Here is a 15,574-nt window from a genome sequence, read left to right as displayed (position 1 = left end):
CCTTCTCTAGCAAGCAACGGGAAGCGTCAATCCTGACCGTCTGTTTCAATCGTGATGATGCCTGAAAGATTGCAGACTAGCTGCGACTTGCTCAGTAAGGCATGCTCGTTGTCGATGAGCACATCGTGTTTACCATCTGTCCATTTTGAGGTCGTCTGTGGTATACACTCCCCTCCTCCTGCCGCTTTGCAAAACCCAAAGCATCCGATATTTACGCCAGGGACGTGATCGGCGACATTCATGACAGGCTTGTCGAGGCTGTAAACGCCATGGCACAAGGGTAAGTTCAACACGCCGGGGTCGGTTCCCTGACTGCATTTGAGGGTCGCTCCCCGCACAACATATGAGTACTCGGGGCTGAACATCCCCATTGCAAGTGCTTGAAGTAACGCTAGCATCTTTAGACCTATCCCCCTTTCCAAAAAAATCCTCTGCAAGCAACTTCCATATTCCGTCTTATTTTTACATTCCATCTAATAATCGGGATAAAACGGAAAGTAATTTATGGGTCAAACGTCCCGTTTCCTTATTTTTCTAAATAACCCAAAAAGGCTCCCACCAACGCTACAAGGGTTGGGGAAGCCTTCTTGAAAGAAAAAGCATTCTCGTTATATGGTTACATTCTCTTCGATGACCAGTTCACCGTTTGTCGCATCGAGACTAGCCTCTACGCCCAGAGGGAGAGCGATGTTGCACGCGCCATGTCCAATCTGAATGTTCCAGATGGTCGGCTTTCCATACGGGACGACGATATTTTGAAACACATCCCAGACCGAGAAGCCCTCACGCTTTTTCGGCTCACAATCGGTCCATGTCCCGATGACGACGCCCGCACAATCATCAAACAAGCCACCCTGGGCTAGCTGTGTCAGCATACGGTCAATCCGGTACGGCTCTTCGTCGATATCCTCTAGGAACAACAGCTTGCCTCTCGTATCGAGCTGGTAAGGCGTCCCCATCAAGGCGGCGACAAGAGCGAGATTCCCGCCGACTACGGGTCCAGATGCCTGACCTTCGACGAGACAGACGATTTCTTCCCCAGGCGGATTAATGATCGCTCCCAATGGCTCGGGGCGAGTCATGGCGCGCAGCAAATATTGCTTGGACCAGTCATCCAGTCCATGTGCAATATCTGAGGTAGCCATCGGTCCGTGAAGGGTAGCCAGATTCGCACGCTGTCCGAAAACGGTATGTAGCGCCGTAATGTCGCTGTAGCCGATAAGCAGCTTCGGGTTTTGGGCGATAAGGTCATAATCGAGCAAGGACAGAATTTGCGGGGAACCGTAACCGCCGCGCATGCACATGATTCCGTCCACTTCCTCGTCGACGAACATAGCATTCAGCTCAGCCGCCCGTTGTTCAGGAGTTCCCGCCAAATACCCACCGTACGATTCTCGGCACGTATCCGATATTTTCACCTTGTATCCCAAACCTTGCAGCTCTGCCATTGCTTTGTTCAGCACTTCTTCTGTAGCAGGGCTAGAGGTTGCCACTACTCCGATTGTATCCCCCGCTCGCAATGCTTTCCCTTTATTCATCTGTCCAGTCTCCTCCTCCGGGTTCTCTCCCCATTATCGTACATCTGTGTCACATGGTGCATAACCATTTTCGCAGCTTGCGACTTGCAGAAGGCTGGCTGATTCCGAGCGCTTCCGCTACCTTTGTCGTCGTCTTATGCTGCTCATACGCCCGGTGCACGAGCTGGCGCTCCACCTCGTCCATGGCATCCTGCATCTGCATTACACGATCGACCTTGATTCCTTTGTTCACACTAGTCTCTTGGTTATGAATATAACGCGGAATTTGTGCGGGCGTAATGAGCACATCATGAGACGTGACGACGAGCCGTTCTACTACATTTTCTAGCTCCCGCACATTGCCAGGCCAATCGTATTCACTGAGGATGCGATAGCAGGTATCTGCGAGCTGTCTTTCCAAACAGTACTTTTGCGAAAAGACATTGAGAAAATAGTGGACGAGCACGGGTATCTCTTCCTGCCGTTCGCGCAGCGGCGGAATTTCCAACGGGACGACGTGAATGCGATAGTACAAATCCTCGCGAAACTTGCCGTCCTTGACCATTTGCCGCAGGTTTTTATTCGTGGCGGTGATCAGCTTTACATCTACTTTTCGCGAAACAGAGCTGCCTACGGGCGTAATCGTTTTTTCTTGCAACACATTCAACAGCTTCACTTGCAAGGAGAGTGACATCTCTCCGATCTCGTCCAAAAACAGCGTGCCCCCGTTTGCCTTCTCAATCAAACCTGCCTTACCATCTTTGAACGCTCCTGTAAAAGCACCCTTTTCATAACCAAACAGCTCTGACTCCAGCAATGTCTCAGGAATGGCTCCGCAGTTGATGTGCACGAATGGCTTGTCCACTCGCGGACTGCACTCGTGAATGTATTTTGCCAGCACGCCTTTTCCGACACCTGATTCTCCCAGAAGGATCATGGATGATTCTACCTGCGACAGTTTTTTGGCCATCATGGCGACCTGCTCCATGGACTGACTGCGGTAGATCAAGCTCGTCTCTCCTTTTTTTCTGTTGTTCTCCTTCGTCATTTCACTCTGCAAGACCGTCCCGACGTACTTGACTTCATGTAATTCCTGCTGGAGTTGCTCCTGGCTAGTGATATCAATGAACGTATGGATCACTCCGCTAAAATTCCCGTCCTGATCCCAAATCGGTGTGCCTTCCACAAAAAGCTTGCGATTTTTGCGGGTGGTTTGAATCGTGTGTACCTTTTTCTTGTCTCGAATAACCCGCATCGTGATCGTTGGAGCAAAATAGCCAAGGTGATGAAACTCCTCGATCGACTTGCCCATCATCTCCCTGGGATCGATTCCAAAAAATTCTTCATATCGTTCCGAGCCATACAAAGTCCTGCCTTCTGCGTCTGTTACGTGCACGATATCAAACAGCGAGCCTATCAGGGCTTCATAATCGATCATGGCGCTCTCTACCTCCCGTGCCCCCCGCATCTTGTGGAGTGACACGTACATAGCGATTAGTCGGTCTGCCTACCCCACCATAGATGACATCCATTCTGACACTCCCGCTCTTCTCCAGATAGTCCAAATACCGTCTGGCCGTCACTCTCGCGATCCCTACGCGTTCGGCCACGTCATCTGCTGAGAGTGGCTGACTCTCTTTCTCGATCTGACGCATGATTTGCTCCATGGTGACAGCGTGCAGTCCCTTCGGCAGCACTGCCCTGCCTGGATTGGCATCGGCTTGGTCTTTTTCTGGACTTTTGCGGAATAACAGCTGGTCGACCTCATCCTGAGATGCGGTTCCCTCCCAATCAATTCGTCGGCGAAACTCCCGATAGTTTTCCAACGACTGCTTGATCCGTTCAAACTGAAACGGCTTGATAATATAGTCCATTGCACCATTGCGCAGCATCGATTGGATCGTGGTCTTGTCCTTTGCAGCTGTCACGACGATGACGTCCACAGCATGTTTGGCGGCGCGCAACTCCATCATCGCTTTCACCCCGTCCTGGATCGGCATGAAAATATCAATGATCACCAAGTCAGGAGTGAGCTCATTCACTAGCTTGAGTCCATCTGCCCCGTTGGCTGCAATTCCGACCACGCCAAAGCCCGGAACGCGCTCTATGAACTGCTTGTTGATTTCCTGTACCATCGGATCGTCTTCCATAATCAGTACGCGAATGTTTTCGTTTTCGTTATCGTTATCCTTCTCCATGACTCTCCATCTCCCCCATCGGAAACGTAATGAGGAAGCTGGCACCTTCTCCGCGTTCCGAATGGCAAACCAGCTCGCCTCTCCCTTTATTGACTAACTGATGCACCAGATGCAGACCAAGTCCACGGTGCGCACGTTCTTTCGTAGAATAACCCCGTTCCAGCATGTGACGGCGCGTCTCTTCGTCCATGCCGATTCCATTGTCCTCCACCAAGATGGAGCAAATCTCTTCGTCTTGCTCGATACTGATCATGATCTCCTTATCCACGTGTTCGATTCGCTCCAGTGAATCAAAGGCATTCTCGATCAGATTCCCCAAAATGAGCACGAAATTATGATGATCCATGTAAGGCGGAAAGCGTTCTAGGTGACTCCTGCGATCAATGACTACGCGGATGCCCAGCTCTCTTCCTCGACTTACTTTGCCTATCAAGAGCCCCGATAAATTCTCATCCATGATCCGCGTCGTTAAAAAGGAGGTGAGCTCCTCCTGCTGCTCGTTGACCTCGAACAAATACGCGAGTGCCTTTTCATGCTGATGGAGCTGGAGCAAGCCCGCAATGGTATGCAAATGATTCATGTGCTCGTGATTTTGTACCCGTAGCGCACCGACGAATTCTTTTACGCCAGTCAGCTCCTCCGCCATTCTCGCTACTTCTGTCCTGTCTTGGAAAATCGCAATCGCGCCTACAATCTTTTCCTCGACCCTGATCAGAAAACGGTTGGACCAGAGCAGCGTATTGCCGACGTGAATTTCCGTGTTGGTAAAATTCTGGCGAAGCTCCAGCACTTCTGGTAATCTGGTGTCGTGCAGGACAGACCTTATGTGCTTGCCCAGCACTTCCCCTTCTATGCCAAAAATTCGCTTCGCCCTGTCGTTAAAGATCGTGATTCGCTCCCGATTGTCGATGGCGATGACTCCCTCATGCATGGCATGGAAGGTTGCGGTTCGCTCTACCAGGATTCGTGCGATTTCGTCCGGCTCCAGGTCGAGCATCTGCTTTTTCATATGACGGGCCAACTGATAAGAGCCCCACACCCCGAACAATAAGGAGAAGAAAAAGGTCAGCGCGATATTGTTTCGCTCACTGTACAAGATCCCCCAAACATCAGGCATCACACGTCCGACCAAGACAACACCCACCTGCTGATGCTGGTCATCCATGATCGGCACATAGGCCCGCAGAGCAGTCCCCATCTCTCCTTTGACTTTTTGAAAATAGGAGTGCTCGGCATAGGCCTCATCTACCGCAGGGTCCATAAACGCCGTACCAATCCGCTCATCTAGCGGGTCTGAGTATCGGACACGCTCCATATTCAACACGACGATATACGTCACATCATTGACGACGCGCAGGCTGTTTGCTGTCGGTTGGATGACCTTCCACCCGTCTGGTTCCTGAATGCTTTTTTGTACATTGGGAATCGTCGCAACCGTGCGCGCTGTGGTCATCAGCCGTTGTCCCAGTTGGGTTTCCGTAATCCGAATAATCCCTCCGGCCATGATCAAGTTTCCAATGATCAAGGAAAAAAGAACGATTCCGACGGAGAGTAGCATAATCTTCCATTTGATTGTTAATCGTTCAAACAGGTTCGTTCTTTCCTTTCCATTGGGTTTGTAACTCAAATTCATTTAACGTAAGCAGGTGTATGAAAATGAAATCGTTGGTAACCAGTACATTCATTGTCCTGCTCGGACTTGTGAGCGCTGTCATTATAGGCTTCAGATCAGATTTCCTGATGGAAAACAGAGGATACGACGAAGAACAGGTGGGGCTGTCCAATCAAATTATCATCAAGTTTAGCCACGTGATCGCGGAAAACACGCCAAAGGGTCTGACTATCGAACGCTTTTCCCAGCTAGTGAAGGAAAAGACAAACGGACGTGTTCAGGTACAGGTCTTTCCCAACAGTATCCTCCACACCGAGAAAACCGAGATGGCTGCCCTGCAAAACGGAGAAATCCAGATGATCGCCCCTGCATTCTCCTATCTGTCGAACACGATTCCCGAATGGGCTGTCCTTGATCTGCCTTATCTGTTTCGATCGCAAGAGGATGTCGAAACGGTATTCAATGGGGAAATCGGCCAAATACTATTCGACAAGCTTGAAGATTCCGACATGAAGGGGCTCGCCTTCTGGGGAAGCGGCTTTAAGCAAGTGACTGCCAATCGTCCGTTGGTCATGCCTTCCGATTTTGTCGGCCAACGTTTGCGCATCATTCCTGGCAACGTGATCGACGCTCAGTTTCGCACGCTCCAGGCAATCCCTGTAGGCTCTTCCTTCAATGAATTATACAGCATGCTGGCTGCCGGAAAAGTAGACGGCGAAGAAAATACGATCTCCAATGTGTACACCAAACGACTCTACCAAGTACAAAAGCATATGACGATCAGCAATCACAGCTATCTGGGCTATGCCGTCGTCATTAATAAAACGTTTTGGAACAACCTCCCCACCGATATTCAGCAGGCCATATCGGAAGCCATGCAGGAAGCGACAGCTTACAATAATCAATTGGCTGTTTCGATGAATGATAAACAGCTGCGCTTGCTACAAGAAAATGGGAGAATGCACATCCACATGCAAACACCAGAAGAACGTGCGGCCTGGATCGAAGCGTTGCAGCCAGTCTACGATCAATTCGCTCCGAGTATCGGTGAACCATTGATGGTAAAAATCAGAGAGCTCCACCAACGCCGGTGAAGCTCTCAAGCAATCCCCTCGCTCTGCTCCTCGCGCTTAGGCAAAATGAGCGTAAAAACAGATCCCTCTGACGTGCTTTTTGCGAGGATGAGATCTCCTCCGAGTGCCTTCGCCATCATGCGAGAATAGGACAGCCCCAAACCAAGTCCACGTACTTTGTCTTTTTTATTGCTTCCCCGAAAGAACCGCTCGAACACAAGATGCTGTTCCTTTGCGGGTATTCCTGGCCCATCGTCTTTGACGTCAATTCGTAAATCCGCGTCCGTTTCGTAGAGAGTGAGCTCTATGTTCCCTTTCTCACCGACAGCCTGTTTCGCGTTGTTCAAAAGATTAATCAAGATTTGCTGGACACGGCCCGGATCGACATAGATCATCGTCTGCTTTTCCAGAACCCCAACGGTAAACGTGTCGGGACTGAGGTCATAGACAATCCGCCATTGTGATGCGATCTCCCGGATCAGCTTGTTCACGTTTTGCTCTTCCTGACAAACGGTGATCGCTCCTACGGCAAATGAATTGAAGTCTAGCAAATCCTCTACCATTTTTTGCAGACGCTTTGTTTCTTTCAGGCAGATTTCCAAAAACTCCTTCTGCTCCTCACCGGAAACCACCTCGTCGTTAATCGCCTGGATTAATCCACTAATGGACGTAACGGGGGTTTTCAGCTCATGTGTCACTCCAGCCAAAAGCTCTGTGCGCATGCTCTCCAACTGCCGAAGACGGTCGGCCATTTCCGCAAACGTATGCACTAGCTCATGAATTTCCTTTTCCTTGATCGTTTTATTGATCAAGACATCGTAGTTGCCTTCTACGATCTGTCGTGCGGACATCACCACATTTTGAATCGGTTCTGACAGCTTCCGGGCATGAAAATAAATAACCGCCCAGCCAAGCACACCCAAACTGCCCAGCATGATCACCAAATATTGTATTTCTTCTTTCCCTACCTTGATATCCGTTTCTGGGAAAAGCAAGATCACCTTGCCAATGATCCGATCATTGTATTCCAAATTTTTCCTGATCACATACAGGGTCTCACCTGACGGATGCCTCACTTTATCCCGCGTATCCGCCTGCTCTAACAACCCAGGTGCTGCCTGCTGCAAGGAGGGCGGAAGCTTGGGTGGTCGACTGTAAACGACCTCTCCTTTTACATCTTCTATGAACAAAATCAGGTTGCGATCTACACCCATAAACTTGCGCCGATTATCCAATACTTGATGAAGTTTTTCCCCCACCAAAATATTTCCAACATCATCGACGACTCGATCAGCCACTTCCTCTGCAAACAGTCGCGTTACCTCGATCTGTTTTTCAATCGCTGCGTACTTAATCCAATAAGCAGAGACAGCCCCAATGATGAGCAACCCGATCACAAGGGTAAGCAGATAGCGCGTGGTCCAATAGCGCAGCAGCGATACGGGCTCATTGTTTTTTATAAACACAGAATTGATACCCAACCCCTCTTTGCGTCTTGATCTCGCCTTCCTGATCTGGCCAATTCTCCAGTGTCTTTCTGACCCGCTTGATCGCCAGGTCTACAGCACGGTCACTTCCTCCGTAGTCCATTCCCCATACTTGATCAATCAATTGCTCACGGGTAAAGGTCTGATTCGGATTTTGTGCCAGAAAGAGCAGCAAGGATAGATCGCGCGGGTGAAACGTCAGTTCGAGACCGTGCAGCGTCACGTGATGGGACTGAAAGTTTATTTTTAAGCTTCCAAATAGTCGGGTTTCCTGATCTTTCACCAAAATAACGGAGCGGCGCAGCACCGCATTGACTCGTGCAATTACTTCATCCGCGACAAAAGGCTTCGTTATGTAGTCATCTGCCCCTTGATTGAGCCCTTTGAGCTTTTGGTCTGTCTGACCGAGCGCTGTCATGATAATGACCGGACAGGAGCTCTTTTCGCGAATGTACTGGAGGATCTCCCAGCCGTTGCGTTCAGGGAGCATGACATCCAACAGAACAAGATCCGGCTTTTTCTCATCAAAAAGCTCCAGCGCCTCGATTCCGTCGTTCGCTTGCCAGACCTCATACCCTGCCTTTTGCAAGTAAGCCTTCAGCACGCGCGATATCACCAGTTCATCTTCTACCAACAAAATGCTTTTCATATCTTCCCTACCTGATTTACAGACATATGATCATTCCTATTCGAGAATTCTCGCATGGTCTCTCTAATAGTCTTCTACGTACTTCTATTCTATCAGTTTACAACCTCGTATTAAAATTTGGCTTTGATGTTTTTGGAAAATAGGAAAAAAGCCTTGCATCCTGTGAAAAGGAGCAAGGCTTTTTTTGTGAGAAATGTCCCCACTTTAGATCATTTTACACGTCAAAGTTGATGTCTTCGTCGCTAGCATCGCCTTCGAACTCATAAATCGTATCATCAGTGTCGCTGTCGATGATTTCGCCCGTAATATCGGCATCTTCGAAATCCTTATCCTTCCAGATATCTTTGATGATATCTTCAACGAGAGCCTCTACATCGCCATCGTCATCCAGATCTTCGAATTCATCTTGGTATTTATCCAGATTGATCTCGATTTCTACGTCGATATCATCCTCATCGCCCTTCAGGGAGATACTCCATTTGAGGTCTTTGTAGTCATCGTAATCAGAATTCAGATCATCTTCCAGATCGTCCAAGGCATCCTGAATATCATCATCGTCGCTGTTATTGTTTTTCTTCTTGTTGTTTTTCAAATCAGAGACCTCTTTGTTCAGGCTATCGATGGTATTTTGCAAGCTTCTGATTTGAGCATCACGTGCAGCCAACTCGTTTGCGTGTTGGGAGTTAGGCATGTCTTTTACCGTAACGGTATACTTCGCGGCATCCCATGCTACATCCTTGTTGAACACGCCTGCCATCATACGAAGTGGAATGTACGTTGTTCCGTTTACGATGAATGGTTCGATAGTAGTTGGAACAGAAGCACCGTTATAGATAACTTTAATGTTGTTGTACTTAGCTTGCAGATTCTTAGTTCCAGTCGCTGCTTGAGAGCTCGTCGGAATAAGCGTGGTAGTCAGAACCAACGCTGATGCAATCGCCAGATATTGCTTCTTGAACATAGAAAATCCTCCATTCTCCCGGTTGTCTATTTCTTACGTGTCACTATGTACATTTCCTACTTTACCTATTGTTCGTGTCGAGAGTATGTCAACAATTGATTTTTTCCTTTCCAATTTGAGGGGATCCCCGTGACCAAAAGGACCAAAACAACCAATATGACCGTATTATTTTCAATTTTTCAACCAATTTATACAATGCGAAAAAGAGGAATAAAGCGTTTTCAAAATCTGGAGGAGGAGCGAATTTCATGCGGATCAATTTTAAAAATCTGACCGTACAGGTCGTTATTGCCATCATTCTCGGTATCCTAGTTGGTCATTTTGCACCCAAATTTGGCGCAGAGCTGAAGGTGTTGGCCGATATTTTTGTCAAACTGATTAAAATGGTCATCCCACCGATTGTCTTCTTCACTGTCGTAAATGGAATTGCCAGTATGGGGGACATGAAAAAGGTCGGAAAGATCGGCGGCAAAGCGCTGCTCTATTTTGAAATCGTTACCACAATCGCATTGGCGATCGGACTGTTGGTTGTCAACCTGATCAAGCCTGGGACAGGCTTTGACAAAACAGGTCTGACCAGCGGAGACGTTTCCAAGTACACGGAGGCTGCCGCTTCGAGCAACAACGGTTTTATTGATTTTATTACGGGGATCATCCCGGAAAATGTCGTCGGGGCTATGGCAAATGGCGAGCTGTTGCCCATTCTGTTCTTCGCTGTCCTGTTTGGTCTCTCACTCGCTGCCATGGGGCAAGCGTCCCAGCCTGTCATCAAGCTGTTTGATAAGCTGGCACACGGATTTTTTGGTGTCGTCAACATGATCATGAAGGTTTCTCCAGTAGCTGCATTTGGCGCAATGGCGTACACGATTGGCAAATTCGGCATCGGTTCGCTGACCAGACTAGGCCTTTTGATGACGGCTGTCTACATCACGATGTTTTTGTTCATTATTCTCATACTGGGTGGAATCGCCCGCTACTACAATTTCAGCATCTTCTCCTTTATCAAATACATTCGGGAGGAAATCCTCCTCGTGCTCGGCACTTCCTCCTCCGAGTCTGCTCTTCCGAGAATGATGGATCGGCTGGAGAAGTACGGTTGCTCCAAATCCGTTGTCGGTCTGGTCGTACCAACAGGCTACTCGTTTAATCTGGATGGTACCTCGATCTATTTATCCATGGCCGCCATTTTTATCGCCCAAGCTTATGGCATCGAGCTCAGCTTCTGGGAACAAGTCACCCTTTTAGGAATCCTGATGATTACGTCAAAAGGGGCTGCCGGTGTCACAGGTTCCGGGTTCATTACGCTTGCCGCTACCTTGGCAGCTTTCCCCATCATACCTGTCGAAGGCATTGCACTGCTGCTCGGCGTTGATCGATTCATGTCCGAAGCTCGTGCCATCACGAATCTAATCGGAAATGGCGTCGCTACCGTCGTCATAGCCAAGCACGAAAACGAGTTCCATCCTGGACGCATCCAGCAAACAGATGAAACAGCCATCGAGCCGGACAACGATTTAGAAGCAAAACCGATCACGACCTAGTTTTTATAAAAAAGAGGTTCTCCTACTTCAGAGAGAACCTCTTTTTGCTTTAGTCATTTGGCCATGTCTTGCGAAGCTCAACCTCAAATTGGCGCAGGTGATTAATTCGCTTCTGTGCTGCCTGATACTCCTCCTGCCACCCCTCTTTCTCTCGTTCTTTGATCAGCTCCGCCTTTTTCTCCAGCTCCTTTACCTCATTGCGCAATGCAATCACGATATCCAATAGCTCATCCATATCCATGGACCGCATGTCTTGAATAAAGATCCATTCGGCTTCTGTTAATCGATACTGTTTGTTCGCCATGTTTCATCATCCTTAAAATAACCTCTAGCGAAGCCCACTCATGGAGGAGCGACCGCATTTTAGAGGAAAGTTAATATGCCTATCCGATTATAAGTGTGTCACTTTCTGATAAAATTGTTTCATTTTGAAGAAAAATGACGTCATTTCGTGTATAATAGTAGATGTAGGTATTATATGTCGACAATAATCCGCAAAATAGGGGGGATTATTACTAAAATATCACCGGATTGGATATAATTCCAAATAATTATTGACGACTCGCTGCTCATTACTGGGAATCAAGAGCAGCTATCAATGCCAATACAGTGTTTCTTCGCGAAGGAGGATCTTACATGTTCTCTATCAGAGAATCCGATTTACCAGGAATCGGCAGGAAGTACCAGGTCGAAACCAGGAGTGGTGACAAGCTGGTTATCGTCATTCACGATGACGGTCGCCGGGAAATGTATCACTTTGACCGTGATGATATGGACGAAACAATCTCCATGGTTACCCTTGACGATGATGAGGCGAGACAAATCGCTGCGATCGTAGGTGGCTTGACGTACAAACCATCTGCGCTGGAAACAGTCGAGGTTGAGTTAGACAAACTCATGATTGAGTGGTACAAAATTGAGCCCAACGCTCCTGCTATTGGCAAGACGATTGGGGAACTCAACATTCGTCAAGAAACAGGCGCTACCATCATCGCTGTGATCGAAAAAGACCATAAACAAACGATTAATCCCGGCCCCGAGTACGTCCTTTGTACAGGATCTACGTTGGTCGTTGCAGGTGAACGGAAGCAGGTGAAGGCTCTCAAGACTAATCTCAGCAACGGAGGTGAGTGATATTGGAGCACATCGTTTTTGAAGTCGGTCTTGCCCTCGCACTCATAGCAATCGCGGGGTTCCTCTCCATGAAGTTAAAATTCTCCATCGTACCCTTCTACATTCTCGTCGGGATGATCGTGGGTCCACACGCTCCCGACCTCGGATTGTTTGATCTCCGCTTTATTGAAAGCGCCCCGCTCATCGAATTTATGGGCAGACTCGGCGTACTCTTCCTGTTGTTTTACCTCGGACTGGAATTTTCGGTAGGCCGTCTGATCAAGGCTGGTCGATCCATTGCCGTAGGCGGTACCATCTACATCGTCATCAACTTTACCCTCGGCCTCGTTTTTGGTTGGGCTGCTGGCTTTCCACTCAAAGAAGTTTTGATTATCGCCGGTATTACCACTATTTCCTCCAGCGCCATCGTGGCAAAAGTACTGGTGGATCTCAAGCGTACTGCAAATCGCGAAACAGAGATGATCTTGGGGATCATCATGTTCGAAGACATATTCTTGGCCGTCTATATATCGATTGTGTCCGGATTGGTATTAAGCGGTGCAACCTCTCTTGCCGGCGTACTCTCATCCGCATTGATTGCACTCGGCTACATGCTCCTGCTCATTATCGTAGGACGCAAGCTTGTACCTTTCCTGAATCGAGCATTGAACATCAAATCAAACGAAGTGTTTATGATTACGGTGTTTGCCGCTCTGTTTCTGATTGCGGGTTTTTCCGAAACGATCCATGTTGCCGAAGCCATCGGAGCATTGCTCGTAGGTCTCGTTTTGGCAGAAACACAACACATGAAGCGCATCGAGCACCTCATCCTGCCGTTTCGTGACTTCTTCGGAGCCATGTTCTTCTTCAGCTTCGGTTTGACAATTGATCCATTGTCATTAGGTGGAGCCGTATGGTTGTCCATTGGTGCAGTCGCCATCACCCTTTTCGGAAACATCGTCGCCGGACTTTTGGCTGGGCGAAGTGCCGGATTGTCTCCCAAGGCTTCTACCAATATTGGATTGACCATCGTATCTCGCGGTGAGTTCTCCATCATCATGGCTAATCTCGGAAAAGCGGGCGCACTCATGGAAATTTTGCAGCCATTTGCGGCTCTTTACGTTTTGATTCTCGCCATTTTAGGTCCCTTGTTGACCAAGGAATCCAAGCATATTTACAAGCTGCTCAATGCTGTGTTTCGTCTGGATCGAAAGGCACCAATCAAAGAACCAGAAAACAAAACAGACGCTGGATAATTAAGCGGAAGATGACTACCGACAGCAGATATGCCTGCTGTCGGTTTTTCTATTTGATCGCAGACAACATGTTCTCCATGGTTTCTTCATTCATTGGGCCGATGTATTTATTCTGGACGACACCGTTCGAATCAATGATGTAGCTGGTCGGAATGGAAATTGCTTTGTACACATTCGCCACTTCTGTATCGGGATCGAGCAAGATCGGGAAGGTAATGCCATACAACTTTACAAAATCCGCCACCGCTTCTGGACTCGCTTCCGTATCGGTCAAATTGACCCCGAGAATAACTACGCCTTCTTCCTTGTTCTCTTCGTAGTAACGCTGCATGTCCGGCATTTCTGCACGACAAGGAGGACACCACGTCGCCCATAGATTCAGAATGACTTTTTTCCCCCGCAAATCAGACAGCTTGACCGTACCACCACCTATCTGCTGCAGTTCAAAATCCGGAGCGGTATTTCCTTTCTCAATTCCAATCTGGCCGTTTCCTGGCTCGCTAGATGAAGCGATTGGTTCCTGCCTGTTCAAGTATTCCGCATCAAAGATCCCCCATCCCAGCAGCCCCAAGAGTACAACGATCGCCCAACCATTATGACGTTTCTTCATCGGTCGTTCCCCCTATCGGCTTCACTCGTCTGGACAAAAAGAGCAGCAAAAGAGCGAATGCATAGTACATGAGCTGATCGCGGGAAAGCCCTGCAAACACAACCTCTCGATTCGTAACAAAAAAGTATACATAGACTTGGCTAATGGCAAACCACATCACGAGTGCAAGCCATGACGCCAGATGAATGAGTCCTTCCTTTTCCCGATGTAACCACCAAAGAAAAAAGGCACATATGGCGACCTCCTGTACGTGATACCACATGCTGTTCTGTTCTAAAATGACCGTGAGCAGATGGTAAACGCCCGTCGCAGCAAGAAAGCCTGTCGCCATTCCCAAGGCGACGAAATGAACAGGAATCGCTTTTTTGCGTACCGTCGTGGTGAGGTACACGACCACTGCCACGACTGCCAACATGGCTCCGTTTTCTCCCCCGGAAAAATAGAGAATGGATGAGGGATTTTCCACCACTTTCGGAAAATGAAACAGAACGTAGCTGAACTTCCAAACAAGAAATGCCAACACCAGTGCATTACTCAACAGCTCAATAACAGCTGATTTCATTTTTCGGTTATGTGTAAGCTGAGCGGAAATGGCCACAAAGCCGAGCGAAAGCGAAACAATGACCGCCAGCATGCTCATTTTCAACAAAAAGGGACCCATTTGAAAAGCATCGGACATTTTCGTTTCCTCCTTCAGGAAAATGTCTTACTCTAGAGAAGACAAGTATCCAAACAATTATCACCATATCAGGAAATGGGGAATAAAGGAATGCTCACGAATATTTTTACTTTGCAGGAGCGCTATGCCCTTGCTTTTTCTACACGAACGGAGCATCCACAAGTGCGCGTATACCGCGATGAATCGGTCCCGGACATGTATAGCCATAATTATACAGAAATTATATCGGTTCCCACGCAAGACTGGTTTCGAGCTTACATTGAGCAAGAGCTACGACATGCCAAAGAGCAGCAGCTCGGCCACTTGAAGCTGGAGCTACACCCGTCGCTTCCTTTTTCAGAAGAGTTCGTGTCTTTTGCCACCCAACTTGGGTTTGAAGTAAATACGATGCTATACATGCTTGCACCGCTGGATGTGGCCGATAAACTGGCACCGAATCCACAATGCTCCGTTTTACGAGGGGATTCAACTGACATCATGGAAGCAGGCATTCGCTGTCTTACCGCTAGTGATTCCGTCACGATCAATCCTGATTTTGCTGTCCGAAAAGCGAACCGGAAAAGAGAGATTTATGAAAGTGGCGAGATCATACCGTATGTATGCTTTGTCGATCAGGAGCCGGTCGGTGCATGTGAATGGCATCTTTACAAGGAGCTTGTTCGAATGGAGGAATTTTTTATACTGGATGACTGGCAGCGTAGAGGATTCGGCACGGAAATCATTCGGGTCATGATGCAGGACGCCAAAAAACTCGGCGCTACCCATATGTACGTAACGACCTATGCAGATGATACGCCGCAAGAAATGTACAGCAAGCTCGGCTTTCAAGAGGTCGTGAGGCATTTGGAAATGATCTGGCTAAAGAGCTAGAAAAAAGC

General features: G+C 48.2%; 16 protein-coding genes. 5 read left to right on the top strand and 11 right to left on the bottom strand.

The annotated features are described in order from the left end of the window. Window positions 1-26: 26 nt before the first annotated feature. The 5 genes from ACFYU8_RS23700 to ACFYU8_RS23680 form a co-directional block, all read right to left on the bottom strand. On the bottom strand, window positions 27-398 hold the full coding sequence (locus ACFYU8_RS23700; protein ID WP_390304407.1) for a DUF4280 domain-containing protein: 372 nt from the start codon (window positions 396-398) through the stop codon (window positions 27-29). 210 nt (window positions 399-608) lie between these two features. Continuing rightward, window positions 609-1,538, bottom strand: a complete 930-nt coding sequence (locus ACFYU8_RS23695; protein WP_390304405.1) for a S66 peptidase family protein — start codon at window positions 1,536-1,538, stop codon at window positions 609-611. Between the two features lie 49 nt (window positions 1,539-1,587). Further along, window positions 1,588-2,955, bottom strand: a complete 1,368-nt coding sequence (locus ACFYU8_RS23690) for a sigma-54 interaction domain-containing protein (protein ID WP_390304403.1) — start codon at window positions 2,953-2,955, stop codon at window positions 1,588-1,590. After that, on the bottom strand, window positions 2,942-3,715 hold the full coding sequence (locus ACFYU8_RS23685) for a response regulator (protein WP_390304401.1): 774 nt from the start codon (window positions 3,713-3,715) through the stop codon (window positions 2,942-2,944). The genes ACFYU8_RS23690 and ACFYU8_RS23685 overlap by 14 nt, the downstream gene beginning before the upstream one ends. Next, window positions 3,702-5,273 carry an ATP-binding protein gene (locus ACFYU8_RS23680; RefSeq protein ID WP_390304399.1) on the bottom strand — a complete coding sequence of 524 codons (1,572 nt, stop codon included), beginning with the start codon at window positions 5,271-5,273 and terminating at the stop codon, window positions 3,702-3,704. Before ACFYU8_RS23680 ends, ACFYU8_RS23685 begins: the two co-directional genes overlap by 14 nt. Before the next feature lie 98 nt (window positions 5,274-5,371). Between ACFYU8_RS23680 and ACFYU8_RS23675 the strand changes: the two genes are divergently transcribed. Continuing rightward, window positions 5,372-6,421, top strand: coding sequence for a DctP family TRAP transporter solute-binding subunit (locus tag ACFYU8_RS23675; RefSeq protein WP_390304397.1), 1,050 nt, complete (start codon window positions 5,372-5,374; stop codon window positions 6,419-6,421). A 5-nt stretch (window positions 6,422-6,426) separates the two neighbouring features. On the opposite strand, the gene ACFYU8_RS23670 is transcribed toward ACFYU8_RS23675, so the two are convergent. From ACFYU8_RS23670 to ACFYU8_RS23660, 3 genes are all read right to left on the bottom strand, one after another. Then, window positions 6,427-7,881, bottom strand: coding sequence for a HAMP domain-containing sensor histidine kinase (locus tag ACFYU8_RS23670; RefSeq protein ID WP_390304395.1), 1,455 nt, complete (start codon window positions 7,879-7,881; stop codon window positions 6,427-6,429). After that, window positions 7,847-8,536, bottom strand: coding sequence for a response regulator transcription factor (locus tag ACFYU8_RS23665; protein WP_390304393.1), 690 nt, complete (start codon window positions 8,534-8,536; stop codon window positions 7,847-7,849). Before ACFYU8_RS23665 ends, ACFYU8_RS23670 begins: the two co-directional genes overlap by 35 nt. A 214-nt stretch (window positions 8,537-8,750) precedes the next feature. Beyond that, window positions 8,751-9,497, bottom strand: coding sequence for a stalk domain-containing protein (locus ACFYU8_RS23660; RefSeq protein WP_390304391.1), 747 nt, complete (start codon window positions 9,495-9,497; stop codon window positions 8,751-8,753). A 248-nt stretch (window positions 9,498-9,745) separates the two neighbouring features. Here ACFYU8_RS23660 and ACFYU8_RS23655 point away from each other — a divergent pair, with 248 nt between their 5' ends. Further along, the gene (locus ACFYU8_RS23655) at window positions 9,746-11,038 is read left to right on the top strand and encodes a dicarboxylate/amino acid:cation symporter (RefSeq protein WP_390304389.1); all 1,293 of its coding nucleotides are present in this window, start codon (window positions 9,746-9,748) and stop codon (window positions 11,036-11,038) included. A 49-nt stretch (window positions 11,039-11,087) separates the two neighbouring features. On the opposite strand, the gene ACFYU8_RS23650 is transcribed toward ACFYU8_RS23655, so the two are convergent. After that, complete coding sequence (locus tag ACFYU8_RS23650; protein ID WP_390304387.1) at window positions 11,088-11,342, bottom strand: hypothetical protein; 255 nt, start codon at window positions 11,340-11,342, stop codon at window positions 11,088-11,090. A gap of 332 nt (window positions 11,343-11,674) precedes the next feature. On the opposite strand from ACFYU8_RS23650, the gene ACFYU8_RS23645 reads away from it, so the two are divergent. Both ACFYU8_RS23645 and ACFYU8_RS23640 read left to right on the top strand, forming a co-directional pair. Next, window positions 11,675-12,172 carry a cation:proton antiporter regulatory subunit gene (locus ACFYU8_RS23645; RefSeq protein ID WP_390304386.1) on the top strand — a complete coding sequence of 166 codons (498 nt, stop codon included), beginning with the start codon at window positions 11,675-11,677 and terminating at the stop codon, window positions 12,170-12,172. 2 nt (window positions 12,173-12,174) lie between these two features. Then, window positions 12,175-13,407, top strand: coding sequence for a cation:proton antiporter (locus ACFYU8_RS23640; RefSeq protein ID WP_390304384.1), 1,233 nt, complete (start codon window positions 12,175-12,177; stop codon window positions 13,405-13,407). A 49-nt stretch (window positions 13,408-13,456) separates the two neighbouring features. Here the strand turns inward: ACFYU8_RS23640 and ACFYU8_RS23635 are convergent, their stop codons facing one another. Next, window positions 13,457-14,017, bottom strand: coding sequence for a peroxiredoxin family protein (locus ACFYU8_RS23635; RefSeq protein ID WP_390304382.1), 561 nt, complete (start codon window positions 14,015-14,017; stop codon window positions 13,457-13,459). Continuing rightward, the gene (locus ACFYU8_RS23630) at window positions 14,001-14,696 is read right to left on the bottom strand and encodes a hypothetical protein (protein WP_390304380.1); all 696 of its coding nucleotides are present in this window, start codon (window positions 14,694-14,696) and stop codon (window positions 14,001-14,003) included. The genes ACFYU8_RS23635 and ACFYU8_RS23630 overlap by 17 nt, the downstream gene beginning before the upstream one ends. A 90-nt stretch (window positions 14,697-14,786) precedes the next feature. On the opposite strand from ACFYU8_RS23630, the gene ACFYU8_RS23625 reads away from it, so the two are divergent. Continuing rightward, window positions 14,787-15,566 (top strand): GNAT family N-acetyltransferase, encoded by a 780-nt coding sequence (locus tag ACFYU8_RS23625; RefSeq protein WP_390304378.1) that lies wholly within the window; start codon window positions 14,787-14,789, stop codon window positions 15,564-15,566. The last annotated feature ends 8 nt before the right edge of the window (window positions 15,567-15,574 follow it).

Source organism: Brevibacillus sp. NPDC003359 (assembly GCF_042878995.1).
Classification (GTDB): Bacteria; Bacillota; Bacilli; order Brevibacillales; family Brevibacillaceae; genus Brevibacillus.
Note: the sequence above shows the minus strand (reverse complement) of the source record. Positions and strands in the feature narration are given on the sequence as shown.